This window comes from Apilactobacillus micheneri (assembly GCF_006493595.1).
Lineage (GTDB): Bacteria > Bacillota > Bacilli > Lactobacillales > Lactobacillaceae > Apilactobacillus > Apilactobacillus micheneri.
The window spans coordinates 19,286-42,085 of record NZ_QUBI01000008.1 but is presented as its reverse complement, the minus strand read 5'-3'; the positions used below and the strand labels follow the sequence as shown (position 1 = coordinate 42,085).

General features: G+C 31.0%; 32 protein-coding genes. 4 read left to right on the top strand and 28 right to left on the bottom strand.

The annotated features are described in order from the left end of the window. Window positions 1-174: 174 nt before the first annotated feature. Genes DY123_RS07275 through DY123_RS07265 form a run of 3 tightly spaced genes read right to left on the bottom strand, consistent with a single transcriptional unit; the run spans window position 175 to window position 1,609 of the window. The gene (locus DY123_RS07275; protein WP_140936525.1) at window positions 175-372 is read right to left on the bottom strand and encodes a hypothetical protein; all 198 of its coding nucleotides are present in this window, start codon (window positions 370-372) and stop codon (window positions 175-177) included. A gap of 56 nt (window positions 373-428) precedes the next feature. Then, complete coding sequence (locus DY123_RS07270) at window positions 429-788, bottom strand: hypothetical protein (protein ID WP_140936524.1); 360 nt, start codon at window positions 786-788, stop codon at window positions 429-431. Window positions 789-790: 2 nt separating this feature from the next. Then, a complete protein-coding gene (locus DY123_RS07265; protein ID WP_140936523.1) occupies window positions 791-1,609 on the bottom strand; it encodes a ParA family protein in 819 nt (272 codons plus the stop codon). 334 nt (window positions 1,610-1,943) lie between these two features. Here DY123_RS07265 and DY123_RS07260 point away from each other — a divergent pair, with 334 nt between their 5' ends. Further along, window positions 1,944-2,852, top strand: coding sequence for a MarR family transcriptional regulator (locus tag DY123_RS07260; RefSeq protein ID WP_140936522.1), 909 nt, complete (start codon window positions 1,944-1,946; stop codon window positions 2,850-2,852). A gap of 32 nt (window positions 2,853-2,884) precedes the next feature. Further along, window positions 2,885-4,141 (top strand): AbiH family protein, encoded by a 1,257-nt coding sequence (locus DY123_RS07255; protein ID WP_140936521.1) that lies wholly within the window; start codon window positions 2,885-2,887, stop codon window positions 4,139-4,141. 37 nt (window positions 4,142-4,178) lie between these two features. On the opposite strand, the gene DY123_RS07250 is transcribed toward DY123_RS07255, so the two are convergent. Further along, window positions 4,179-4,715: a hypothetical protein gene (locus DY123_RS07250; protein WP_140936520.1), complete on the bottom strand. Its 537-nt coding sequence runs from the start codon at window positions 4,713-4,715 to the stop codon at window positions 4,179-4,181. A 94-nt stretch (window positions 4,716-4,809) separates the two neighbouring features. On the opposite strand from DY123_RS07250, the gene DY123_RS07245 reads away from it, so the two are divergent. After that, complete coding sequence (locus tag DY123_RS07245) at window positions 4,810-5,406, top strand: hypothetical protein (protein ID WP_140936519.1); 597 nt, start codon at window positions 4,810-4,812, stop codon at window positions 5,404-5,406. 28 nt (window positions 5,407-5,434) lie between these two features. Here DY123_RS07245 and DY123_RS07240 read toward each other — a convergent pair whose 3' ends face one another. The 24 genes from DY123_RS07240 to DY123_RS07125 all read right to left on the bottom strand — a co-directional run bounded on the left by DY123_RS07240 (window position 5,435) and on the right by DY123_RS07125 (window position 22,309). Next, window positions 5,435-6,214 carry a GH25 family lysozyme gene (locus tag DY123_RS07240; RefSeq protein ID WP_140936518.1) on the bottom strand — a complete coding sequence of 260 codons (780 nt, stop codon included), beginning with the start codon at window positions 6,212-6,214 and terminating at the stop codon, window positions 5,435-5,437. After that, window positions 6,214-6,711 (bottom strand): phage holin, LLH family, encoded by a 498-nt coding sequence (locus DY123_RS07235; protein WP_140936517.1) that lies wholly within the window; start codon window positions 6,709-6,711, stop codon window positions 6,214-6,216. The genes DY123_RS07240 and DY123_RS07235 overlap by 1 nt, the downstream gene beginning before the upstream one ends. A gap of 20 nt (window positions 6,712-6,731) precedes the next feature. Continuing rightward, the gene (locus DY123_RS07230) at window positions 6,732-7,106 is read right to left on the bottom strand and encodes a phage holin family protein (RefSeq protein WP_181401253.1); all 375 of its coding nucleotides are present in this window, start codon (window positions 7,104-7,106) and stop codon (window positions 6,732-6,734) included. A gap of 37 nt (window positions 7,107-7,143) precedes the next feature. After that, window positions 7,144-7,323, bottom strand: a complete 180-nt coding sequence (locus DY123_RS07225; RefSeq protein ID WP_140936515.1) for a hypothetical protein — start codon at window positions 7,321-7,323, stop codon at window positions 7,144-7,146. Further along, window positions 7,316-7,735: a hypothetical protein gene (locus DY123_RS07220; RefSeq protein WP_140936514.1), complete on the bottom strand. Its 420-nt coding sequence runs from the start codon at window positions 7,733-7,735 to the stop codon at window positions 7,316-7,318. Before DY123_RS07220 ends, DY123_RS07225 begins: the two co-directional genes overlap by 8 nt. A gap of 12 nt (window positions 7,736-7,747) precedes the next feature. Then, window positions 7,748-8,422, bottom strand: a complete 675-nt coding sequence (locus DY123_RS07215; protein ID WP_140936513.1) for a hypothetical protein — start codon at window positions 8,420-8,422, stop codon at window positions 7,748-7,750. Beyond that, the gene (locus DY123_RS07210; protein WP_140936512.1) at window positions 8,400-9,560 is read right to left on the bottom strand and encodes a fibronectin type III domain-containing protein; all 1,161 of its coding nucleotides are present in this window, start codon (window positions 9,558-9,560) and stop codon (window positions 8,400-8,402) included. Before DY123_RS07210 ends, DY123_RS07215 begins: the two co-directional genes overlap by 23 nt. After that, the gene (locus DY123_RS07205) at window positions 9,561-10,097 is read right to left on the bottom strand and encodes a putative phage tail protein (protein WP_225427246.1); all 537 of its coding nucleotides are present in this window, start codon (window positions 10,095-10,097) and stop codon (window positions 9,561-9,563) included. It abuts the gene before it with no gap. Continuing rightward, a complete protein-coding gene (locus DY123_RS07200) occupies window positions 10,090-11,253 on the bottom strand; it encodes a baseplate J/gp47 family protein (protein ID WP_225427245.1) in 1,164 nt (387 codons plus the stop codon). Before DY123_RS07200 ends, DY123_RS07205 begins: the two co-directional genes overlap by 8 nt. Then, the gene (locus tag DY123_RS07195; RefSeq protein WP_225427243.1) at window positions 11,225-11,641 is read right to left on the bottom strand and encodes a DUF2634 domain-containing protein; all 417 of its coding nucleotides are present in this window, start codon (window positions 11,639-11,641) and stop codon (window positions 11,225-11,227) included. Before DY123_RS07195 ends, DY123_RS07200 begins: the two co-directional genes overlap by 29 nt. Window positions 11,642-11,652: 11 nt before the next feature. Continuing rightward, entirely contained in the window at window positions 11,653-12,039 is a 387-nt protein-coding gene (locus DY123_RS07190; protein ID WP_140936510.1) for a DUF2577 domain-containing protein, read from the bottom strand. Further along, window positions 12,040-13,008 carry an XkdQ/YqbQ family protein gene (locus DY123_RS07185; RefSeq protein WP_140936509.1) on the bottom strand — a complete coding sequence of 323 codons (969 nt, stop codon included), beginning with the start codon at window positions 13,006-13,008 and terminating at the stop codon, window positions 12,040-12,042. Then, the gene (locus tag DY123_RS07180; RefSeq protein ID WP_140936508.1) at window positions 13,005-13,697 is read right to left on the bottom strand and encodes a hypothetical protein; all 693 of its coding nucleotides are present in this window, start codon (window positions 13,695-13,697) and stop codon (window positions 13,005-13,007) included. The genes DY123_RS07185 and DY123_RS07180 overlap by 4 nt, the downstream gene beginning before the upstream one ends. Then, a complete protein-coding gene (locus DY123_RS07175) occupies window positions 13,697-16,474 on the bottom strand; it encodes a tape measure protein (RefSeq protein WP_140936507.1) in 2,778 nt (925 codons plus the stop codon). Before DY123_RS07175 ends, DY123_RS07180 begins: the two co-directional genes overlap by 1 nt. Before the next feature lie 237 nt (window positions 16,475-16,711). Then, window positions 16,712-17,182: a phage tail assembly chaperone gene (locus tag DY123_RS07170; protein ID WP_140936506.1), complete on the bottom strand. Its 471-nt coding sequence runs from the start codon at window positions 17,180-17,182 to the stop codon at window positions 16,712-16,714. 22 nt (window positions 17,183-17,204) lie between these two features. Next, window positions 17,205-17,687, bottom strand: coding sequence for a phage tail tube protein (locus DY123_RS07165; RefSeq protein WP_140936505.1), 483 nt, complete (start codon window positions 17,685-17,687; stop codon window positions 17,205-17,207). Window positions 17,688-17,699: 12 nt separating this feature from the next. Further along, window positions 17,700-19,061, bottom strand: coding sequence for a phage tail sheath C-terminal domain-containing protein (locus DY123_RS07160; RefSeq protein ID WP_140936504.1), 1,362 nt, complete (start codon window positions 19,059-19,061; stop codon window positions 17,700-17,702). Continuing rightward, window positions 19,061-19,270 (bottom strand): hypothetical protein, encoded by a 210-nt coding sequence (locus DY123_RS07155; RefSeq protein ID WP_140936503.1) that lies wholly within the window; start codon window positions 19,268-19,270, stop codon window positions 19,061-19,063. The genes DY123_RS07160 and DY123_RS07155 overlap by 1 nt, the downstream gene beginning before the upstream one ends. A gap of 2 nt (window positions 19,271-19,272) precedes the next feature. After that, complete coding sequence (locus tag DY123_RS07150) at window positions 19,273-19,662, bottom strand: phage tail terminator family protein (protein ID WP_140936502.1); 390 nt, start codon at window positions 19,660-19,662, stop codon at window positions 19,273-19,275. A 2-nt stretch (window positions 19,663-19,664) separates the two neighbouring features. Then, complete coding sequence (locus DY123_RS07145) at window positions 19,665-20,078, bottom strand: HK97 gp10 family phage protein (RefSeq protein ID WP_140936501.1); 414 nt, start codon at window positions 20,076-20,078, stop codon at window positions 19,665-19,667. Between the two features lie 2 nt (window positions 20,079-20,080). Then, window positions 20,081-20,437, bottom strand: a complete 357-nt coding sequence (locus DY123_RS07140) for a hypothetical protein (RefSeq protein WP_225427241.1) — start codon at window positions 20,435-20,437, stop codon at window positions 20,081-20,083. Further along, entirely contained in the window at window positions 20,430-20,825 is a 396-nt protein-coding gene (locus DY123_RS07135; RefSeq protein WP_140936499.1) for a hypothetical protein, read from the bottom strand. The genes DY123_RS07140 and DY123_RS07135 overlap by 8 nt, the downstream gene beginning before the upstream one ends. Before the next feature lie 8 nt (window positions 20,826-20,833). Beyond that, window positions 20,834-21,748, bottom strand: coding sequence for a capsid protein (locus DY123_RS07130; protein ID WP_140936498.1), 915 nt, complete (start codon window positions 21,746-21,748; stop codon window positions 20,834-20,836). 18 nt (window positions 21,749-21,766) lie between these two features. Beyond that, window positions 21,767-22,309 carry a phage scaffolding protein gene (locus DY123_RS07125; protein ID WP_140936497.1) on the bottom strand — a complete coding sequence of 181 codons (543 nt, stop codon included), beginning with the start codon at window positions 22,307-22,309 and terminating at the stop codon, window positions 21,767-21,769. 136 nt (window positions 22,310-22,445) lie between these two features. Between DY123_RS07125 and DY123_RS07120 the strand changes: the two genes are divergently transcribed. Beyond that, window positions 22,446-22,790, top strand: a complete 345-nt coding sequence (locus tag DY123_RS07120; protein WP_140936496.1) for a type II toxin-antitoxin system RelE/ParE family toxin — start codon at window positions 22,446-22,448, stop codon at window positions 22,788-22,790. The last annotated feature ends 10 nt before the right edge of the window (window positions 22,791-22,800 follow it).

The window sequence follows — 22,800 nt, the reverse complement described above, 5'->3', positions numbered from 1 at the left end:
GCAAATATAAATGACAATGTTAATCCTAACAATGACTTCTTCTGTAAAATAATAAATCTCCTCCTATAATTTTATACATATTTAATAATAATACTGGAAATAATTTATGGCAATATAAAAAGGAGCCTAATGGCTCCTTTTTTCGTATACAGTATACTGTGTATTGTATACATATTATTTATTTTTAGACTTTAAAGAAAGCATAGCTATTTTTTCTACTCTATTAAAATCTTTCTTAGATTTTAAATTTTGTCTTTCCAAATATGAATTAGCCATAATTCTCATAGCATCATTCTCATTATCTGCAATACCTGATAACAAAATACCTTCTAAAACAGCATTTACTTCATCATCTATTTTTACATATCTCATTACGATTTCTCCTGTTTTATATTTCTATATATCTATAGTTTTATATTTCTATAGAACTATAGATTATCTTCTGGCATTGTATTTTGTATTGCTCTAATCTGTGGCAATATAAGCTTTTTCTGGGTGTCTGGCATGTCTTTAATATAGTTTTCAATAACTTCATTAACTACCTCACGCATTGGTTTATTTTCAGATATACTTATTTGCTTTAAAGCCATATGAGAATCTGCTTGCATTTGAACAGATTTAGGAGTGTATTTACTAGTCAGTCTACCTTTATAATGAACCAATATCTGATCATCTGGCATAGTTCTATGTGGAGTTTCAGATTTCTTAGGTTTTATAGTTTCTGGTTTAGAAGTATCTGGCTTGCTATGTTTAAATTCTTTTCCTTTTAAACTATCTAATCCAGCCATAATTAATCATTTCCTTTTTTAAATTTTTCTATTCTGTTTTCCATTTCTTTGCACAATTCTTTGTATACATGATGTACTTTTCTATCGTATTGACTATTATGCTGAGATGTAATTCCAGTTCTATCAAATCTTTTTAATCTAGCCATTTGTTTTATTTGTGTTTGGAACATATTGTCTTTACCAAAACTCTTTATTGCATCATCAATAACTTCAACATCTGTGGTATTACCATTTTGTTGTAAAACAGGTAAAACACCTAATAAATCTAATCCTAAATCATAGTCATCTCGAATTTGTAGTAAATGACGAGCATAAGTTTCAGCACCAGTTAATGAACGTTCTTGTGTTTGCAAAATAATTATTACATAATCACTAGCTACTAAAGCTGAATCAGTAAATCTATTCAACTGTGGTGGAACGTCCAAAATAACATAATCATAATTATCTTTTATCTTAGATAATAACTTATTGAAATAATGATCTTGTGAATAATCATCATCAAAAGTATCACTTAAAAATCTTTCATATCCTTGTAAATCTTCATATGAAGGAAGCAAGTCTAAATTATCATGCACATTAATCAATGCATCAGATAAACTCCCACTTGTTAATGCGGTTTCTAATGTTTCTTCAAAATCTGGTTCAATACCATAAACTTTTTGCATAGTGGTAAACATTAAAGCAGTTGCATTAGCTTGAGGATCTAAATCGACTAATAAAACTTTTTTACCTTTTTTAGACAAAGTATAAGCAAGCATAGTGGCATTAGTTGTTTTCCCAACTCCACCCTTAAAGTTACCAGTTGTAATTGTTATTGCCATAATTTTTTCTCCTATTTTTTCTATAGTTCTATTCTTCTATAATTCTATAATTCTATAGAAACATTGTCAACAATTGATATAATAAGTTCTATAGTTCTATATATCTATAGTTATATAATTCTATAGAACTATAGTTCTATATTCTAACAATTTTCTATTTACAATCATTGATATAAGGGTTATTGTAATTACATAAATAAAAAAGAAGTTATCCACTGGCATGGACAACTTCTAAATAAAAATATTTACAATGCACAAAAGGCACTGATATGTTTTCAACTTATACATATATTATAGCATGTACATTGTGAATATCAAAGAGGAGATAAACACAATGAATACACAATTTACAAAAAATTTTAACGCATTTGAAAAAGCAGGATTTAAACCAACGGAAGTTTCAATTTTAAATCATCTATATGATTATGGAAATTTAAGTTATAAAAATGGTTGGGTTAAAAATGACATGGTTTTTGTTAAATGCTTACGTGAATCGTTAGCAGCAACTATTAACGTTTCTAAAGACACTATTACTAGAGCATTAACTAATATTGAAAATAAAGGTTGGTTAATTGTAGAACGCCAAAAGAATGCTGCTAATATTTACTTTTTGCCTAAATATTACAATCTTAACTCAGACCTTAAAGAGCAAAATGCAACTACGGAAAACGCAAATTGCAACCAGAGTCAAACTAACTTTAAACAATCATATACAAGTGAAACAAATGTAACATGTAAATCATCAAAAAATGAGCAAATTGACATGTCCAAAACTGAGGTTGGCCATGAAGAAAGTAAAACTATTCACGTTTCTGGTTTCGATAGAATGCAAAATCTAGTAGATTCATTAAAACAAAAAGCATGTTTTGGCCATGATTTAATTAACATTTTAGTTAAGTATTCAGAAAATACAGGAGTTCTTTATAACTATGCAAAATTGATTTTTAAGGCAAAAAAAACAGTTATAGCTAAATTAGTAAAAAATGGTAAACCAGAGGCAAAAGATGCTCTTAGATTTGAAAATAACATTAACTTAATGCCCGAATTAACTGAATTTATGAAGTCATTAATTATTAAAACCAGATGCACTAAGTCCATTAAAAATGTAGCTGGTTATATCACTAAATCACTACATGAGTTCTTTACAGATGCAGTAGGTGATTATATGAGTATTGAACGCCATTGCAAAATGTATAGGAATACTAAGAATTTCAACATTCCATTAATAAAACTTGATAGATAATAACTTTAATATATATTAAAGGAGATAAAAATATGAATGAAGAAACAGAAAGACTAATAATATTAGGAAATGGTGCTGATATACATAATGGGTTAAAGTCTAAATTTGTTAATTATGTAAATCATTTACAAGGACAGATTGGAATTATAAAAAGAATAAATAATGTTAAAGATTATTATAATGATATATTAAATAAAAAACATCTATATGCTAATTTTGAGTCAAAGATTAAAGATATAGAATATAAATATAAATCAGAAAATATAATCAACGATTCTAACTTTTGGCTTTTTATATTGATCTGGAAATCAAAAAAAGATGCAAAATGGTATGATATTGAAAAAACAATAAAAAATTTTTTGACCGAAAAATTCAACAAAAAAGATTTATATCTAAATATAGATTTGTATCAAGAATTACTAGATAAAAAAAATTTAAATGTAACGATTAATAACGAACAATTGTTTATTTTTTTAGCTATAAAATTATTTAATTATAAAAAACAAGAAATATCATATTTCTTGTTAGATGAGTTAAAAAAATTTGAAAAAGATTTTTCAAAATATATTTATAATAATGTTTCAAAAAATAATTATTTTAATAAAAATATAGAAATGCTTAATAAGTTATGCGGAAATTATTTCAGTAATGTTTTAGATTTCAATTATTCTACTTTATTAGATAAAGATTTTAATAAAGTCAATCGTTTAAAAAATTTTGTTAATATTCATGGTAGTTTTAGGAACTCTTCAAGATATAACAATAAATATAGTCCAATTATATTAGGTATAGATTCAAATTATGAGAACAATGTTAATATAAATTATGAGGATAAAGTTAAAATAGATAAGTTTACTAAAACTAGTAGATTATTAGATTTCAGTGGAAGAAAATCTGATAAGATACTAGACATTCATATTAAAAATATTTTATTTTTTGGACATTCATTAGGCGAAGCTGACTATTCTTATTTTCAATCAATATTTGATTACTATCATATTTACGAGAGTAATGTGAAGTTAACTTTTGTTTATGCAGAATACGCATGTCAAAAGCAAGAATTAATGGAGATCACTTCAGATGATGCTAAATATAAAGATAAATTCGAAAATATAGACTTTTCAAGAAGAAATTCACAAAAAATTAAAGTATTTAAACTAATAAATGAATATGGAGAAACCTTAGATAACAAAAATCATGGCAAAAATTTGTTACATAAACTTTTATTAGAGAGAAGAATACAACTTGTTAATTTAAGATTTTTGGATAATGAAAATGGAATAATATAAAAAATGCTGCTTAAAAAAGCAGCATTAATAAATTATTTTAAACTATGAATGGATCAGCACCTAAAATTTTTATAGATACATTAAAGCCTGTTCTGGTAAATGGAAGAGCATTGTTGGAGCTATTTGCATCTAAAATATTAGAATTAAATCCTCCACATTCCATAATCTTTTTAAGATCTTTACTAACTTTGAAGTTACTATGTTCTAGAGCATCACATAATTTATTTATGAAAACTCCAGAATCATTTTTATTGAATAATCCTTTATCATGTTGAAAATCGATAACGATAGGCATCATGACAAAATCATCTTCCTTAGCATTATCGTATGCTTTATTGATTTTATTATAAAAATGTTTAAATACTTTTTTGCTGTAATCATCATAAGGTTTAAAAATGAAGTGAATATCAGTTGTTAAAACAGCTTGTGGCTCACCATCATCTATAGATTCATAAAAATGATCATTTTCTTTCACTGGATTAATAATGTCTAATGGTGTATTTAATATTACATTTTTAAAATCTTGCTTATAATCATCGTCTCTAAAAAAGTAGTCTAAAGTTACAAAATTCATCGTATCATTCCTTATTTAATAATTAGTTATATTTTATCATCGAAACATTATTAAAAACAAATTTTTAATAATTTAAACAAAGAAGGAAAATCCATTGAACAGTATTTTTTCAAAAATTAAGAATTATATTTTTACCCCAATAAAATTTATGAACGAGGAAGAAGTAGAAAAACGCAATAATATAAATAACAAAGAAGCTCCTAATTCTACAAATCTTTTAAATAAATTGCATTTGCACTATTTAAATAGTGCAGTGTTTTATATATTACCACCAATAATTGTGATATTTTTTTCCAGTTATATTTCGGATAAAATATCAAGTCCTTCATTGCTTATTTTTACTATATTTTCATTTATATACTTTGCTTATAATTCAGCTAAAACATATGTTAAAGCATCTGTAAAATATAATAGCAATGACTCGGTAGTGGATAATATTATAGACAAAAATTTCAGTTACTTAGAACTTAGGTTTAATATAATGATTCCTTTGCTTATATTTGCTTACATATTTTCAAAATATGATTATCTTTTAAAAGTTTTTTCTATAGACCATCCTTATATATATGTTGTACTTTATGTATTTTTTATAATTCTATTAAACATTTTAGTTACAAAAGCAATTATAAAAAGTATAGATAAATACATCTGTAAATGTATAAAAAAACCAAAAGAGGCCACTCCTAAGTAAATAGGAATGGCCTCTTTTGGTTTGTCTATTAAATTAATTTAACCCACTTAGTGTTACCACTAATATAACCTAAATTGGTTCTAACCCTTGTTGATTTTCCATAAGGTTCTACCTTGCCATAAACAACGGTATTTTTACCAAAATAGACTTTGCGGTGGTGCTTTAGTGCAATATCTTTGCTAACTGCTAAACCACCATCAGCAATCACTTTAAAGCGGCTACCGTGTTTTAAGTAAGTATCTGGTGCTACTGATTTTGAGTAGTCCCAACTTAAATCTAAACCACCAGTGGACGTTTGAGCAGATTGTGTATATTGCCACATATCAAAGTAACAATTAGGTTTATGACTATAACTAGCAACCCAAATTTTAGGTTTGTGGTGTAGATTCTTATGATTAATAGTTGAACCTAAACTTTCGTTATAATATACCGCTAAGTTATGAAAACCGGCATTATATAAAGCATCTAAGAAAGTATTAATTTGAGCTACAATATTACCGCTTAAGCTGCCTTCCACATCTAACATTAACTCGGTATTATGATCCAATCCATGTTCTTTCACTCGTGCTAAGAAGTGTTTAGCCTCAGAAACTGGACTACCTAGATAGAAATGATAAGCTCCTACTTCTCCTAGTACATCAAAGGAGTTTAAAATTTGAGCTTTAGAATTACGGTTATCATAATAGGGATTAGCACCATAGGATAATTGAACGCTAGTAAAAGTAACCCCATGATTACGTTTAAGCTCTTTAATATATCCTGCTGAACTCCCTTGATATACTGCTAAATCAGCTCTGATTTTAACCATTATTTAACATCTCCTTTAACTTGTGGTCTTTGTTGTTTACCATTTTCTGATGGATCATTATTATCTGGATTCATAAAAGCAGCATTATTATTTTCTGTTTGGTTTTGAGTACCTTGTTGAGTGTTATCTGGCAAGGGTAGACCTTGCTTTACTCGTAAATTAATTACTGCTTGTTCAATCATTCCATCCATAGCGGCACTAGTTACAGTTAAGCCATGATTATTGGCCACCTCTGTTAAATGACCTAGTGCTTTGGCTTTCTTTTCTTGACTACCAGCCGGGAACTTATCTAAATAAGTTACGCATGATTCGGCAGCATTAGCTAAATAATTTAAGCCTTCGCTGGCCATTTCTAACTCATGCTTTTGTTTTAAGTTTTCGGTAGATTCCGCTTTAGCTTTTAAGTAGCGGCTGGTCAGTCTTGCTAAAAATCCTAAAATAACTAAAAATCCTGTAACACCAATAATTGCAACTGCATCTACTAACATATCTTGCATAATAAAACTCTCCTTAAAATTTATTTTTCTGGTTTAGAATCATCAAAGAACTTGTCTAGTATATCTTGTAGCTTTCCGGTAAAGATGCCCATTTGGTGCATATTTTCTAGTATGCTTAACGCTTCATAACCCACTAGGGCAACTGCGAACATATCAGAAACATCAAAACCAACGTTTATCTTCATGTAATTTACCAACATATCATCTAGGGCATTGGCTACAATGATTCCCGTTATACTTAATAATTTGATATAAATACCCTTTAAATAGGTGCGGGATCTAAGGTGCGACTTCATGGCACTTCTAACGGTTCCTAAGAGTGTATCTAACATGACCATGATTAAGTACCAACGCACGATATGAAGCCCATTATCATCAAAAAGGTACATCAACATTCCGTGAATAATGTGCATAAAAATAGGACATCAACTATTAATTAGTTGGTGTCCCTGTTCCACCCCCGTTTTCTGCGGGGGTTTCTTTAGTTTCTGGATGCTTTAATTTATAAATATCATTGTAGTCATCTTTAGAAATAAATCCGGCATTTAAGCATTCTTGTAAGCCACTATCATTAAAGCATTGGTAATTATCTATAATATATTGTTTAAACATTTGTGTTGCCTCCTGTTTGCTGATTTTTTAATTGTGCAATTTGAACAATTAGATTAGCATTAAATTGCTTTTGTTTAGCTAGTTCAACAACTACGTTTGAGAAGTCCATATTTTTAGTATATTTGCCATCTTGCACATCTTGGATAACTTTATCTTGTGATTCTTTATCCATAATTTTCTGTGTAATTTCATCATAGTAAACATTTTTAGAATCATCTTTAACCATAATAGTTTTATTAATTTCTGATCCAGTACTATTTTTTTGCCCTTGATTATAATTAGGATTTTCTATTTCTTTAACAGGCGTAAATTTTAGACCATAGAAAATTGTTTTATCTTCCAATTCTATTGGATTTAATTGTTCTACACTTGTGTTTATTAGCCCATCTGGTAATTTTGCATATCTTATCATTGTTTAACCTCCTTACAATATTTCTATTTTTTCTAAAACAGCGAATGTACCATTCCTACTGCTCCAAACACAGTAATTCATATCAGTATCATTTCCATAAACGTTATAGAACTTTATGGTTCCATTTATAACTTGGACTTTCAAACTTTTAGCAGTACTTTTTTCTCCAGTATTAAATTGGTTTGATAATTCTACCATTGAGTTATTTCTTAACTGTTCTTTGGTTACTGTTAATGGAGTGTTTATAATAGACAATATATCACTGCCTCTTTTATCATCATTTCCACTAGTGAACCATTGATTAGCTTTGTACCAATACACTGCACTGATATATATTTTTATACCGAATTCTCCATTTAAGTCTTTTGGTAAATTAATTACTGGTTTATTATGTGTAACAATTCCTACAGATGAGCTTACATTTGGTGTATCTGCATCGGTTCCTAAAAATCCAGTTTTTTGGTTGAATAAATTAAAACCGCTTGCATATAAATGAGATGTAATAATTGAGCTTTCTTCACTTATGCCTGCTGCGTTTCCGGCCTTAGCTTTAAATTGATATGTTGCAGAAACATCTATCTGAGGTAAACTTCCATTTTCATTCAAATGATCGACTGAATACCAAACATCTTCATTTGCCTTTTTATATAGAATTTGATAATAATTACTGTTTAGCCCCCCCATCATCTTCTACACTTATTTCATAGCTAAATGCACCTACCGCATTTGTTATATTTATTTTGACACCTCTTGGAGCGATAGCTGTTAAGATTTGTTTAGTTTCACTTTCGATTGATTTACCGGCATAATTTGTAGCTATAACTTTAAATTGATAAGTTTGACCTCTTTGTAGTCCAGCAATCTGTCCGTATAATGTGTTACCATCAATCTGCTTAGTTTGCCAGTTATCATCAGTAATTAACCTATACGATATTAGATAGTTACTAATGCTTGCTCCACCATCAACACTAGGTGGAGTAATTTGATATGTTAAATTACCAGTATCACGATCAATGTTTACATCTAGCTTTGGTTGATTAGGAGCATTAGCAATCAACACCGGCGTACCGTTGTAATATAGCTTATTATTTTGACTGATTAAGCTAACATCATTTTGCTTTTTATCTAAGTCATCTTGGTAGCCTTTAAAACGGTTATCAATATCTTTTTTTATTTCATCAATATTTAATAATGGTTGGATTAAGTTACCTAATCCCTCAAAGCCTTTCTGATTTTCTTCACTAATATCGTCCACCTTCTCATCTAAATAGATTTTATCTGCTTTTGCGTCTAGCTTTGGTTGAATATCATTTTTGATAGTATCGCTAATGTTAGAAATGGAATCATTTACATATTTAACAGTGGCATTACTAGTTTGTTGGATATTCACATTCATATTTTTATTGTTTCCACTAAAAATAGAAATGGAATGTTTAACACCATCAAAAATATTTCCACTAATTTCGGGAACTACAACCGAGGTATCACTAACGGTTAATGAATGCAGGAATACATCCCCGTTTGCAGTCTTACCATATAAACCAATCGCCCGAATGGTGTAACCTTGTTTAAATTGTGAATTGTTAAAATCAAGGTTAATCACACTAATAGAATTTTGTGGCGAATCATAATCTAAAATAGTTCCACTATCAATCTCATTAGGTAAGCTAGTGAGATTTTTTAAATCCTCAATTTTGTAATTGGTCAAGTCTGTATCAGTAGATACCGCTTTAAAAATTGAAAATGGTGTTTGACCTAGTGCGGCTCGATTAGATACATCAAAACCTTTGTTGGTCAAAACGGTGTCCTTAAATACTAAAACCATTTACACATCCCCTTTCTTATAATCACTATGTGTGTATATGGTCGTGGTGTTGGCCACGCCAATATATGAGTTAAAGGTACTTTTAGAATAACGATATTTATAAATCTCTTTTAGTAGATTAGCCGGTACATAGCGGTTCATCACATCTTCTAGCCGGTTAATATCAGCAATCGTAACTTTATCCGAATCTACTACCGCTTTATAGATAGATTTAATGTGATCCACGCTTTGAGTTACATCTAAGTTCATAGTATTAAGAATTTTCTTAAAATATTTAAAAGTGATTGGTTGCGGCGGCAATAATCTAATTAAAACTTGGTAACGTCTATCATCTAAAGGCTTAGATGAATCGGTAGGAATACCATATTGGCTTTCTAAGGTACTGATACCGTCTGCATCAGCTTTAGAAACAAATAAATTAATTAGTTGGCGTGATAAATAATTATCAAAATTATTAAATGATTTATCTTCAACTTTGGCCAGTTGTTCAAACTCATAAACATCCTTATAGAAGTCGGGTTGTAAATCACTAATCATCAATAATCACATCCTTCAAATTAGGTAATTGTGAAATTTCATTAGTAAACGTTAAATCAACATCACTATCTTCTCCATTTAACTTAGGCATCTCAGCATTAACCACATGCTCTAATTGCAAAATGGCAGCCATAATTTGCGATCTATAAATAGTTAGCGAGTATTGAAAATTAGTATCTTTTGACCAGGACTTTCTCAAATTATTAAAGTAGTTTTGTACTGCTGATTTAATATTCTGATGCAAAATATCCAGGCCAATTTTTCCATCAGAAGTTACATGTACTTGAACTGTTACATCAAAAATTTCTGGCGTAACCACGGTTACCTGGTGGCCAATCGGTGCTAGTCCATAACCTAAGCCACTTTCATTCGGTGGGTCTACGGTTACTTTAACTTCATTCAAAAGCGTATCAGTAGCTGGATTTAAGTTATTGTCCAAAATAACCAGTTTAACAGTTCCTCCACCTTGCCAGGCAGAATAAATCTGTACAGCTCCCACATCTTTAATATTGTCTAACATGGTGTGATAGTCGGTTATATTCCCACCATAATTAATATAGTTATTAGGACTTAACAATCGTTCTCTTAAACTATCATCAGTTTCATCATCTTTAGCAGGGGCATAAATTTCTACAATTTCAGCCCAGTTAATACTATCGTTAGGCGTAACTGGTAGAAGCTGGCCAGTATAGCCATTGGGTGTTGTTCCCGGTATCTCAGCCTGTAAAAGATAATCGCCGTTATCTTTTTTGCCAATTACATAATAGAAAATTGTATCAGCACCTATGCTGGCGAATCTATCATTAATATCAATATTAGTAACAATGTTTTTATTATCATCGACAATATGAGCAGTTACCTTAGCATTAGTGGCCAATTCTCGACTTGTCCCTTTGTCTTGTGCGTGCCAGTCTAAAAAGTCCCCCGTGGCCGTGGCTACGTGGGACTGCTTAATATAATTAATTAAATCTGTACTACGATTGGCCATTTCCATAGCGGCAGGAGCAATCGCATCATAAATAATAGATCCTTGTCTTTTATCTACATCATCAGAAACATTGTCTAACATTGAATTTACATAATAATCAAAATCTTTAGTTTCTAAATCAGTAATTAAGTCTTGTGGACTAATTGGTATCCACTCCTTTCTCAACATTGATGGACTTGTTAAAAATAGTATCTACGATGGCAGTAATCAAAAGACTATCTTTCCCGCTGGGTACAATATCATCCACCGTAACATCAGTTACACGGTCATCCGCTTTTAGAGCTTCTTCAAACATGCGTTCAGCCTCGACTTGAATATAGTCAAAGTCTTTAGCGATTAAATCGGTCAGATCATGACCATAATTCTCATCATATATCGGATAAACAAAACGCTCCGTCTGCATGATTTTATCAACCGCCTGCACCATTGCTTCATAGTCATCAATCATATTGATTACACGGCCATTTTTAACTTGATAGGTGCGACTAGTTAGGGTTACTTCTTCATAATCACTCCCTAAGGCATCCATTGCATCTTGGCTTTCATCTTCATCCATTACTACACCACCTAACTATTTTCATCTTGCAAAGCCTCATCACTTAACTTCTCAAAAATATAAAATTGTTGGCCACCATCAAGGCGGAACATGGCCACCTTATCATCAGCTTTCAATGCTTGTTCAATCGTGATTTTATCTTCTAAATTTTTAATGGTTACTTTTTTACTAACACCATCAATAATCATGGTTGAATCTATATTCTTAATTTTTACTTTTTCTTTATGATCTACTACATTGCGACCTAAAATTAAAAACGGTTCAGTTAAAATTATTTTTTCGGATAATTGTACTTTTAAAGGCTTCGGACTAATGACTGTACCGTATGTTATATCAGCATAATCATTTATATGACCACCACGTTTATTCATTTGATTAATTAACCATTCGCCAGCCATTTAAACTTTCATCTCCAAATCTACGGTATAATCATCACCAAAATTATGAGTTGATTTACTAATTAAATATTTTTTAGTACCAATTCCAGCTTTACTTAAATCTTTAATTTTAACTATAACGGAATTTCCAGCTTGTAAATAAACATTGCCGATAGCTGTTAATTTCAAACTATTGGTTTGTTTATTAACTGACTTTAAAATATCTTTAGCATGTTGTTTCATTTGAGCAGCATTCATTTTAGACGAATTTTGTTCAACTTTAATTAACTTACCCCACTTTTTGACGGTATTGCCACTTGCTGTTTCAGTAGTTACTTTCTTTTGCCCCTTTTTAGTAGCAGATTTAACTACCTTAACTACATTAGCAGCTTGATCAATGCTGCGGGATAAAGTGTAATCAGTAACTAAAGACTTATCACCAATCATCATTTTTAGCTGATAATATGGATATTTTCTTAGTTCCACCGTTCCGTAATTATCTCGTAAGAAGTAATGACCAGCTCCTGCTTTTCTAGTAGCATCAATACCACTTTTAAGCATATTGAAGTAACTTTTATTGTCATCAAGTTCAGCTTTTAATTTATGTCCAGGCATTGATACCACTTTATGTGATAATCCCAAATATCCACAAATTGTATTAAATCGTTGCCCTAATGTATTGTTAGGAAAAACCATACTATCACTAGATTTAAAGTATCTTAATCCATCATACGCAGTAACTGAATAACTATTATCTTTTTTAAAATCATATTTGAATACATACCCTTTGAAAATTTTATGGTTACTCCATTCAAACATCACTACATCACCATTATGAATAGCGAATCCATCTGCTACTTCTAAAATATCAAAGGTTAATTCTCCAGCTGAATAATTCATATCGTTTGTATATTTAACTGAAGTAACTAACTTTTTTAAGTTATATGCTTTACCACCAGAACGTGGTTTAACTATGAATTTAGTTATCATAAGAAAGCTCCTTTAGATACCCAACCCATAGCTACGCCGCCAGTAGTAACTACATAGTAAGGATGTTTAGATTTGTTAGATACTAATGTGATTTTGCATTCTCTTTTTCTAATCATTACTCCATGAGTAGCATTGTTAGTTAAATATGCCATTCCATTAACTAAAACTTTTGATCCACGATTGATTTTATTTTGTGGTTTATTTCTTTTTTTGCCATGCTTAGCAATTTTATTACTTTGCTTACCATGTTTTTTTCCAACTTTATCAGCTTTAATTTTGCGATATTCAGTAAAATCTAGTTCATAAGTGTATTCATTGTTAATTCCATTTTCCATTCCATAGGTGAAATTAAGTGTTGCTTTCATAGAAAATTTAAAGCCAGTAATTACTAAGCGACATGGCTTTTTACTGGCTTGAATATTCTTTAAAAATGTGATGTAACTACTAGCTTTTTTCCATTTATGTTTTTTCCTAACCGTTGTATATGAAACCTTTGAACTATCTATTGGCAAAAATGAAGATATTTTAATAGATTTTAACTTTCTATCTCCTAAACGATTAATTTCTCCTAATCCAATAACCTTGGATGTAGAACTATCGTTTTCAAAAGTTACTTTAACTTCACTAGGTGCAACAGGAAGAGCCACCGTATTATTACGGTGGTTTGTGATGTAAACATTTACGATCATTAATTGTTCAATGCTCCTCTACTTTTTGTTTTTAAATAACCTTCTATTTTACTAACCAATGATTCAGCATCGTATTTAGCATTGCCAGTACTATTTACTTGAATAGCACCAGGGGCAATATTAATAGAATGGTCGTATTTATTATTACTACTGCTTTGAGTACGATTATTAACGCTTGAACTATTATCAGTCCCAACACCAATAGAATTATTTAGATCAGTACTTTTAGATGGTGAATCAGGTTGTAAATCTATTCCATTTTGAATGGATTGAGTTGCATCTATTACGTTGTTACTCATTTGTCCAGATGCGACTATTGGTTTCCTAGCGTTAGCATTAATACCGTTTGCTAAACCAGCATTCAACCAACCACCATATTTATAGAATAATTTTGAAGGCGATCCGATATGAAATAGTCCTTTAACTTTACCAACAACAGAACCAGCAGCATTTTTGGCGGCATTAACAGCGGCACCAATCCCACTAGCAATCCCATGAGCTAATCCAGACATTAAATCAGCACCAACTGATATAAATCCACCAACAAAGCCTTTTGCAGCACTAACTGCTGAACTAATTCCATTACTAATAATTCCAGGTATACTTCTTACTTTTGAACCGATACTGGTAATCATTCCACCAACAATGGAAGTAAAAGTTGATGCTAAGTTTCTAGCACCTCCTGCAACTGCAGATAACCCAGATCCAACCATTGTTAGTGCCATACCTAGTAACATTAAAGCACCAGCTACTAATGCAATCCCAGCTGCTAAAATAACTGCAGCTGCTCCAGCGATGGTCATTCCAACAGCTAAAATAATTAATCCAGCACTAAAAATTGTTAAACCAATTATTGAAGCAGCAGCTAAAGCACTAAACACTAATATAGCTGCACCTAATGCTAAAATTCCTACACTAGCCATTAGTCCATATTGAGCAATAGTTGGTAAAGCACCTGCTAACATGGTCATTCCAGCTGATACGATCCATACGGTACCAGCTATTAATAGCAAAGCAACTCCTAAAATTACAAATCCTACTGCTCCGGCAATCATAGCAGTACCAACAGTAGCCACAATTACACCTAGTATTGCTACAGTTGCAATCATTCCAACCATTACAGCAATTGCTCCCCAACCAGCGTTAGCTAATTGAATTGAGGCTTGAGCCATAATGTAGAAACCAGTGGCAACCGCAATCACTGCCACTCCAACTAAAATCATGGCTAAACCAAATTTAATCCATTGTCCTGCACCTCCAGCTGGCGGAGTTGGTGTTTGTGGTGGAGTTGGTGTCTTTGGAACTTTGGGAGTTTTAAAGCCTGTTAACATTCCTTTAAAAGAACTCCAGGCTTGTTTAACTTCTAATGCAGTTTTTAAAGCTGCTAAAGCTCCTGCTAAAACTAATATTCCACCAGCTATAATTCTTGCTGTTTGTGGATTAGTTCTATTCATTACATTTAAGAATCCAATAATGGCAGTAAAAACTAGTCCTTTCATACCAAACTTTAAAGCAATGAAAGCCAATGCTAGGGATTTAATAATGCCAGGATTTAATTTACTAATATCATCAGCTAAGGCTCCCACGGTTTTAGCTAATCCGCCGATAGCACCACCAGATATTTTTCCCAGTGATTTAAAGGCAGCAAATGGATCTGATTTATTACTACTCATTGATTTATTTAAACTAGATAAATCATTTTTAACTGTATTAATAGTGCTACTAATAGTTTTAACTGCTCCAGTATTTTGAAATCCTTCAAAGAAATCACTAACTGCTCCTTTTGCATAATTAAAGCCATCAACAATCGTATTAATAGTCCCTTGCAGTACAGGTACAATATTGTCTGCAGCTTTATTAAAGTTTAAATCTCCAACCTTATCAATCAGACTACTAATTGCCTTAATTCCAACTTTTCCAACTTTGTCAAAAGCAGGCTGTAGTTGGTTAGCTAAAGTTTCACGTAATCCATCCATGGCTTGACCAACTGTTTTATAGTTAGTTGCCATATGTGTAAATTGCTTATCTGTACCAGTTTTAGCTACAGCATTAAAGAAGTCTTGTGTTTTGATTTTCCCCTTTTGTACATCTTGAAGCATTTGAGTAGCAGACATATGCATAGTTTTAGCAACCGCTGATATACCAGCGGGAGCTTGTTCCATCATTAGCTTTAAATCTTGCCATTGAATAGTTGGCTTGGCTGCCATCTGCGTTCCTTGTTGCGATAATGTTTTCATTGCTTGAACAGGGTCTTGAGCAGAAGCTGCTAGTCCACCGAAACCTTTAACTAATTGGCCGGTATTCTTAACTCCGGTAGCTCTTAGTTGAGAGTAAGTGGAAGCCATATCACTAGAACTATAAATTGTGGCTTGTGCGTATTGTTGCATATCCTTTTTAGCGGAAGCTATCTCAGATTGACTAGCACCAAACATTTTCATATTACCGTCAAACGTTTGCCAGGCTTTACTACTTTCATTCAGTTCGTTAATCATAGATCCAGCTTCATTGGTAATCATGCCGATTCCTCTAGTTATACCGCCACTGATTAAATTAGCTCCAACCATTGATTTTAATAATGAATTTGATTTTTCTAGTGAACTATTAAAACCATTAAATTGTTCAGTTGGTGGTTTCATATCACCATTAAAATGTAGTGAACTTTTCATTCTTCCTAATGAACTCATGCCTTTACCCAGTGCTTCATTAAACTTATTTAAAGGGTTTGAAAATCCATCACCAATTTTTATAAAACTTTCTAAAGTTGCTATTTTTCTCACCCCCTTTCAATTAATGAATTAATTATTTTATGTATAAAAAAGACAAGCTAAGTTATTTTTTAGCTTGTCTTTCCGCTTTTTTGCGTTCTTTTTCTTCGTCTTTGCTTCGCTTATCTATACAAGCGATTATGATAACTTTTTCATAAAAAGTTAAATCTGCCCATTGTTGAGGCGTGTAATAATAATTGTTTAAAGCATAGTAGTAATATTTAAAATCATTATTATTATCGCCCTCAATTAGTTTTTTACATCTTCAACTTCATCATCCATAGATGCATCAAAACCAGATTCTTCATTTACCTTTTGTACTAAAGTAGTATATTCACCACCATATAGCATAGCGTGTAAAGTACCTGCTGCATCTGCAATAGTTCCATATGAACGTTGTAACTCTTCATTGTTTAAATCAGGAGTTACAATACTTTTAATAATCATTTTATCTTGGAATAAATCTTGATCCATAGTAGTAATGATTTGTCCTGTTTTTCTATCACGCTTTTTAGTGGAACATTGTTTTTGTAAATCAGTCATTTCAGTGGCAGTTAATGGTTTAACTACAAATGGTGATTTAAAACGATCCATTTTTACTTTAACATTATCTTTCTTTGCAACATTTTGAGCTAAGAAATCATTAATTGTTGTTTCATTAGTAGCAGCAGTAGGTTTATTTTGTTCCTGTTGTTCATTTTTTACGTCATTCATATCCATAATTTAAAATCTCCTAAAATTTTTATTGTGCTTGATTACCAGTCATTGATTGTAGTAACTCTACATCTTCAAAGCTGTAATCAGTTTCATATTCAACTAGTCCATCATCAGACTCTAAATCAGCAAAGGGAACATCATCCAATGAAACTTCTGATAGTTGGATTACTTGTTCGCCCTGAGCATCATTACCATAAATTGTTGAAATAATTGAAAATCTGGTTTCTTTACCAGTATGCAATGAATCAATTTCATTTTTAATCAATTCAGAATCAATTACATACCCACCGATTGTTCCGCTTCCAGACCAACCTACATATTTTTTACGAGTAACAAAGTTCCCTAAAGTCTTAACATCTTCTTTTTTCTTTTCAGACTTTGCCTTGAACTTTGTACAAGCAATTAATGGTCTGATTTGTCCATTTCTTCGCATTACAACTTTGGTATTTTTGGAAGAAATAGCACTATCTCCGCTTAAAAATCTTGACATTAAATCATTATCAGCCATTTATTAATCCTCCTATCTAGTAACAGTAATGGTGTTATATAGTTTTTCCATAGAATCAACAGGTGTAATTGAATAATTAATGACCACTTGGTCATCTTCTTCACCTTTTTCAATTTCTAAATCACCATAATCACCAATAATATTGTTACCAATTAATTGTTTAAAATATTCTACACGATCACCTTTAAATACATTTCTACCACTTGCATTATTAGTAGACTTGCCAATATAATCACGTTCAAATACCATTTTTGTATTATTTGCGATTTCGTCTAATGCTCTTAATTCACGATTTTTGTGGAATTGATAAGATTTTTCATCAGTAAAGTTAACCAATGAATTAATATCTTGTTCAATAACCACGCCACCTTGTTGACGATCAGTAAATACAATATGACCATTTTTAAGTGAACGAATAATTTCTTCATTACCTAAAGCTGGATAAGATTGTTTAGCATTATCATAATCAGCATAAGTTAATGATTCGTTCAAAGGTACATTACTAGATTTACCAGCAAAGTAAGCAGCTGCTACTGTAGGAGTAATAATAGTGCCGTCTTGTAAAATAACACCATTTTCAACTACAGAAACGGCTTCATAATCATATTTAGTAGTATTATATGGAACTACTGCGGTAACTTTTAAGCCTTGTTTATCACGTAAATCTTTGACCATTTCAACAAGTAAAGCGTGAATATTGCTATTTTCATCAAAGCCAGCAGTAGTTGCTACTGTAAAATGATGTTTTTGCATAGCATCACTTAGTAAATTCATTTGTTTGGATAAATCAGTTACTGGATTAGTAGTTCCACCTGTTAATTTAACAGTGTTTTGACCAACAAAGCCTCTTAATTTATCAGCTTTTGAATTATCTAATTCAAAACTTACATAGTCATTATTTTGAATATAATTAGGTTCATTCATGCTAATGGTTTGAGTATCAACAACATCAAAACCAAACAATGTTTTAACAATGATTTTAGTATTATCGATGGCGTCTTGAATTAAATCAATGGTAATATCATTACCCTTAGTTCCTGCATAATTTGCAGTGATTGTCCATGGTAAAGAGTCATCACTATATTTTGCATGATTACCATCGTTAGCATTTACTAATAATACTTGAGTGGCACCTTTTAATGCTTCGGTAACAGTTAAAAGTGATGGATCATTATTTTTAACTCCTAATAATGATTGAAAATCAGCATCAGAAGTTAATTCCACTACTCCATTATTGCCCCAGCCATATTGAACACCATTCATTAAAAGAACAATACCTCGACTATCATCTTTAGCAATAGGTTTAGCTGATTTGGTGTTAATATAGGCACCAGGTCTTACCTTATTATGCAAAGTAAAAATTCCACCGGCCATTATTTTTCATCCCTTTCAAATTTTTCAATCAATCGTTTAGCTTCATCAATTGAATATTTAGTTGAATCATCTAAAACAATTTTTAAAATATTTCTTTGTACAAAATTAAAAAGACCACTTTCGATTAAGTAGTCTTTGCCATATCTTGCTACATTTGCAGAATTATCTGAGCTTGCAGCATATGGTGTTTCATTATTTTCTTCTTCCATAATTAACTCCTATCTTGTAAGCTTTCCATCTTGATATCATCTTCTTTAGGAATTACCAAACCATATAAATCAAAAGTGAAAACTAAAGCATTATCCGATTGAGTCATATTTTTATTATGAACAGTATAATTACCTAAATTTAAAAAGCCATAATTAAAAAGCATACTAGCATCTTCAATATCATCATTAATATGATCAGCATGTGGAAAATAAATAATTTGATAACTATAGTTAGTTTTATATTTATTTCCTAACTCTGATTTACTCATTAAGGTGGGTGATGGCACAAAAAAAGAAGGTTCTTCAAAACCTTCTTTCACGTTTTCTCGATATATAGTTATATTTGCACCAAAGACTCGATATAACTCATCTAAAATTAGTTTTATAAACATTATTAACCACCTAGCAATTTACTAAGATATCCGTCTAATTCTTTTTGCATAGTCTTGTTCATTTTTTGTTCTTCAGTTAATTGTAGAGCTTGTTTTGACATGAATTGACCTTCAACCCAGCCTTTGCCATTACGTTTACGATGACCATTTTCAACAAAACTAGCATATTTAGCATTATTACTAATTTTAACTACAATGCTATTACCAGTATATTGAACATCTGATCTAGACCATGCTCTCCTTAGCGTACCTGTTTTAACTGGAGTAAGTTTAACAGTATTACGATAAGCAAAATTAGCAACAATATTCATCCGATTACTAGCCTTTTTTAACATTCCCTTAGTTTTAACTTCACTACCTACTCGTTTAACAAATTCTTTGAATTGCTTATCATCAATATCACCAAATTCACTCATGTTTATGCCTTCTCATCATAAATCATTGCTATTTCTTGATGTGTAGAATAATTGGTATAACCACCACTAGCACGTTGATATGTTGTTTTATTACCATTTATATCAGTAATAACAATTTCTACCCCTTTAGGAATGTCTAAATTATTTCTAATGAGTAATAAAGCATTATATTTAACTTCATCATAGAAAGTCTGATTACCACTAGCTAATGATTTTTTAACTACTTTGCATGGTTCATTATCTAAAATGATTTTATCTTTATTTACAACAAAACCACGATTATCCTTAGTTTTTTCTGAACCATGAATTGTGGCTCTGTCTTTCCATATTAAAGCAATAATATTTTTACGATTAGTCAAAATTTAACTTCCTAAAATTAACCAAAATATCAACATAATCATCAGTAATTGTATTAACTGATTGTAGCTCTTGATAAGCTTGACCTGGGCTTTTAAATGTCCAGCTGACGTCTCCTTCGGTTAAAGATTGCAATTCATCATAATCTGATTGCTGAGAAGGTAGTGATTTATGAGTATCAAGATATTGATTAGTTAAACTGGTAAGAGTGCCATCTAATTCTTCAGGAATCTCATTGATTTTAAGATTACAAAAACTTGCCACATCTTGAGCTACTTTATTAATAGTAAAATCAATGATTTTTAAAGCGTTAGAATCGTTTCTATCTTCATCACTCATAAATAATAAAATATTATTTTTAATTATTGATTTACGATTAAACTCTAGCATTTAAACACCTACTTACCAGCTGGTTTTGATGTATTGTCTCCTTCAATATATACTTCATAACCAGGCATTTTGTTCTTAAGTAAAAATACATCAGCAAATTCTGATTCATAGTATAGATAGTTACCATTTGTTAAAGCGGATGGTGCTTGTAAACCTGCATATTGGTACTTATCAGGAGCAATTTGTACACCATTTACAATTAAGAACATTTGAATTTGTTTAGCACCGTCTTTTTGTTTAACTCCAACGCTAAAGTCAAAATCAGTTTTCATTCTTGAAGGTGGAACAACCTTAATTGTTACATCATCTAAAGAATATACTGAACGGTCAATATTACCATTACCACTAACTGATGCTAAACGGTTTTGTACATTAGCACGTTCTAAAATCTTATTGATTTTAGGAGTTACATATAATTGGCGTTCGCCAGTAACAGAAAAGTTATCCATACGTTCCATCATACCGTCAAATGCTGCTAATACATTGTTTTCATCTAAAGTTTCAGCATGAACACCATCAGCATCAGCGGCTGCCTTTTGTTTAAATAATTCACTGTACATATAGCAATCTTGTTCAGGTACTTTTTGTGAACGGTTATATTCACCAGTAATATTACCAATAGTAGTTAATTGCTTAGTATCATCAACATCTCTAGGGTCAACTGATGCTTTCCATTCACGATCAAAACGTAATTTATAGTCTGTCCAATCATTGGAGTAATCAGCTAATTTTCCCATTGATAAATCATTACGTTTACGATCAGTACGACCACTATCAACACTAATTTCAGGAACTTTAATGTGAGAAGTACCATCAAATCGAAAAATACTATTTGAAGGTGATGCCCATAAGTCTGCACTTGTTAATAACGGTCTGAATTTTTCATCATAAGCGGTTTTGTAATCTTCTGCATAGTTTAACATTTATTTTTCCATCCTTTTTTAACCCCAAGCATCTTTTAAAATTTCTGCTCCTGATGGTTCATGTTTTCCATCATCTGGGGTGTAATTTTGTTTTTTACCCATATCAAATAAATATGAGTCGGACTTTTTAAGCCCTGCAATTTGGTCATCTAAACCGGTTAGCTTACCATCATCATCAAATTTCACGCTGTCCATATCTAGTAATCCTTTAACGGCTTTACTATTACGAACATTGTTATTAGATAAAACACCGTCGACTGCATTATCTAATTTCATTTGATTAATTTGTTTTTCGGAATTTTCTTTAAAAGTTTTATTATCAGCTTCTAAAGATTTAATTTTGTCAGATAATTCTTCATTATCCTTTGCTTGACTACGTAAAGTTTTTAAATCTTTATCATTTTTAGCAACTTGTTTAGTCAAATCATCATTTTGAGCTTTTAACTCATCATAATTAGAATACTTATCTTTAATATCATTAATTGATTGACCATGTAATTTCATGATTGAATCAATCTTTTCAGAATCTAGACCTAGTTCTTTTAAATCTTCTCTTTTCATAGCTTGCACAAACCTTTCTCGCTGCTTTTACGAGTTGCGAACTCGAATTAGGGTATAAAAAAAGAACCTTTTAACGACTTGCTCAGGTCGAGTTTATTGTTTGAATTATGATAGCAAATAAGCTATCATAATTCATATGGAAGATATTATTTTTAATTTTTATAATTGGAGCGAATTTAAGAGCTTTTTAGACAATCTCCCTAGTAAAGATGCAGCTAAACTAGTATCTACCATTCAAAATGTTGAGAAATATGGGGTGGAAATAGCTAAAAGACAAGAATGGATAAAGAAACTAGAGAAAAATTTATATGAAATTCGCTCGAAACGTTCTTCCAATATTCAAAGATCTATTTATTTTAAAATTGAGGGGAATACATGTATTATTACTCATGGCTTTACTAAAAAATCGCAGAAAACCCCTCGTAAAGAAATTACTAAAGCAAAAAATAGGAGGAGTTTTTATATAAAAAAATATAGATAAAATATTAAAT

Excerpts from the sequence above, each read along its gene's own strand:
- DY123_RS07135 (WP_140936499.1), bottom strand. The coding sequence starts at position 20,825 with ATGCTAGAGTTTAATCGTAAATCAATAATTAAAAATAATATTTTATTA.
- DY123_RS07250 (WP_140936520.1), bottom strand. The coding sequence starts at position 4,715 with ATGAATTTTGTAACTTTAGACTACTTTTTTAGAGACGATGATTATAAG.
- DY123_RS07275 (WP_140936525.1), bottom strand. The coding sequence starts at position 372 with ATGAGATATGTAAAAATAGATGATGAAGTAAATGCTGTTTTAGAAGGT.
- DY123_RS07205 (WP_225427246.1), bottom strand. The coding sequence starts at position 10,097 with ATGATTAGTGATTTACAACCCGACTTCTATAAGGATGTTTATGAGTTT.
- DY123_RS07170 (WP_140936506.1), bottom strand. The coding sequence starts at position 17,182 with ATGGATATGAATGACGTAAAAAATGAACAACAGGAACAAAATAAACCT.
- DY123_RS07195 (WP_225427243.1), bottom strand. The coding sequence starts at position 11,641 with ATGGATGAAGATGAAAGCCAAGATGCAATGGATGCCTTAGGGAGTGAT.
- DY123_RS07260 (WP_140936522.1), top strand. The coding sequence starts at position 1,944 with ATGAATACACAATTTACAAAAAATTTTAACGCATTTGAAAAAGCAGGA.
- DY123_RS07225 (WP_140936515.1), bottom strand. The coding sequence starts at position 7,323 with ATGTTTAAACAATATATTATAGATAATTACCAATGCTTTAATGATAGT.
- DY123_RS07190 (WP_140936510.1), bottom strand. The coding sequence starts at position 12,039 with ATGGCTGGCGAATGGTTAATTAATCAAATGAATAAACGTGGTGGTCAT.
- DY123_RS07240 (WP_140936518.1), bottom strand. The coding sequence starts at position 6,214 with ATGGTTAAAATCAGAGCTGATTTAGCAGTATATCAAGGGAGTTCAGCA.
- DY123_RS07255 (WP_140936521.1), top strand. The coding sequence starts at position 2,885 with ATGAATGAAGAAACAGAAAGACTAATAATATTAGGAAATGGTGCTGAT.
- DY123_RS07220 (WP_140936514.1), bottom strand. The coding sequence starts at position 7,735 with ATGATAAGATATGCAAAATTACCAGATGGGCTAATAAACACAAGTGTA.
- DY123_RS07180 (WP_140936508.1), bottom strand. The coding sequence starts at position 13,697 with ATGATCGTAAATGTTTACATCACAAACCACCGTAATAATACGGTGGCT.
- DY123_RS07120 (WP_140936496.1), top strand. The coding sequence starts at position 22,446 with ATGGAAGATATTATTTTTAATTTTTATAATTGGAGCGAATTTAAGAGC.
- DY123_RS07130 (WP_140936498.1), bottom strand. The coding sequence starts at position 21,748 with ATGTTAAACTATGCAGAAGATTACAAAACCGCTTATGATGAAAAATTC.
- DY123_RS07210 (WP_140936512.1), bottom strand. The coding sequence starts at position 9,560 with ATGGTTTTAGTATTTAAGGACACCGTTTTGACCAACAAAGGTTTTGAT.
- DY123_RS07155 (WP_140936503.1), bottom strand. The coding sequence starts at position 19,270 with ATGGAAGAAGAAAATAATGAAACACCATATGCTGCAAGCTCAGATAAT.
- DY123_RS07185 (WP_140936509.1), bottom strand. The coding sequence starts at position 13,008 with ATGATAACTAAATTCATAGTTAAACCACGTTCTGGTGGTAAAGCATAT.
- DY123_RS07230 (WP_181401253.1), bottom strand. The coding sequence starts at position 7,106 with ATGTTGATGTACCTTTTTGATGATAATGGGCTTCATATCGTGCGTTGG.
- DY123_RS07145 (WP_140936501.1), bottom strand. The coding sequence starts at position 20,078 with ATGAGTGAATTTGGTGATATTGATGATAAGCAATTCAAAGAATTTGTT.
- DY123_RS07125 (WP_140936497.1), bottom strand. The coding sequence starts at position 22,309 with ATGAAAAGAGAAGATTTAAAAGAACTAGGTCTAGATTCTGAAAAGATT.
- DY123_RS07150 (WP_140936502.1), bottom strand. The coding sequence starts at position 19,662 with ATGTTTATAAAACTAATTTTAGATGAGTTATATCGAGTCTTTGGTGCA.
- DY123_RS07270 (WP_140936524.1), bottom strand. The coding sequence starts at position 788 with ATGGCTGGATTAGATAGTTTAAAAGGAAAAGAATTTAAACATAGCAAG.
- DY123_RS07165 (WP_140936505.1), bottom strand. The coding sequence starts at position 17,687 with ATGGCTGATAATGATTTAATGTCAAGATTTTTAAGCGGAGATAGTGCT.
- DY123_RS07235 (WP_140936517.1), bottom strand. The coding sequence starts at position 6,711 with ATGCAAGATATGTTAGTAGATGCAGTTGCAATTATTGGTGTTACAGGA.
- DY123_RS07160 (WP_140936504.1), bottom strand. The coding sequence starts at position 19,061 with ATGGCCGGTGGAATTTTTACTTTGCATAATAAGGTAAGACCTGGTGCC.
- DY123_RS07215 (WP_140936513.1), bottom strand. The coding sequence starts at position 8,422 with ATGATGGGGGGGCTAAACAGTAATTATTATCAAATTCTATATAAAAAG.
- DY123_RS07265 (WP_140936523.1), bottom strand. The coding sequence starts at position 1,609 with ATGGCAATAACAATTACAACTGGTAACTTTAAGGGTGGAGTTGGGAAA.
- DY123_RS07200 (WP_225427245.1), bottom strand. The coding sequence starts at position 11,253 with ATGTTGAGAAAGGAGTGGATACCAATTAGTCCACAAGACTTAATTACT.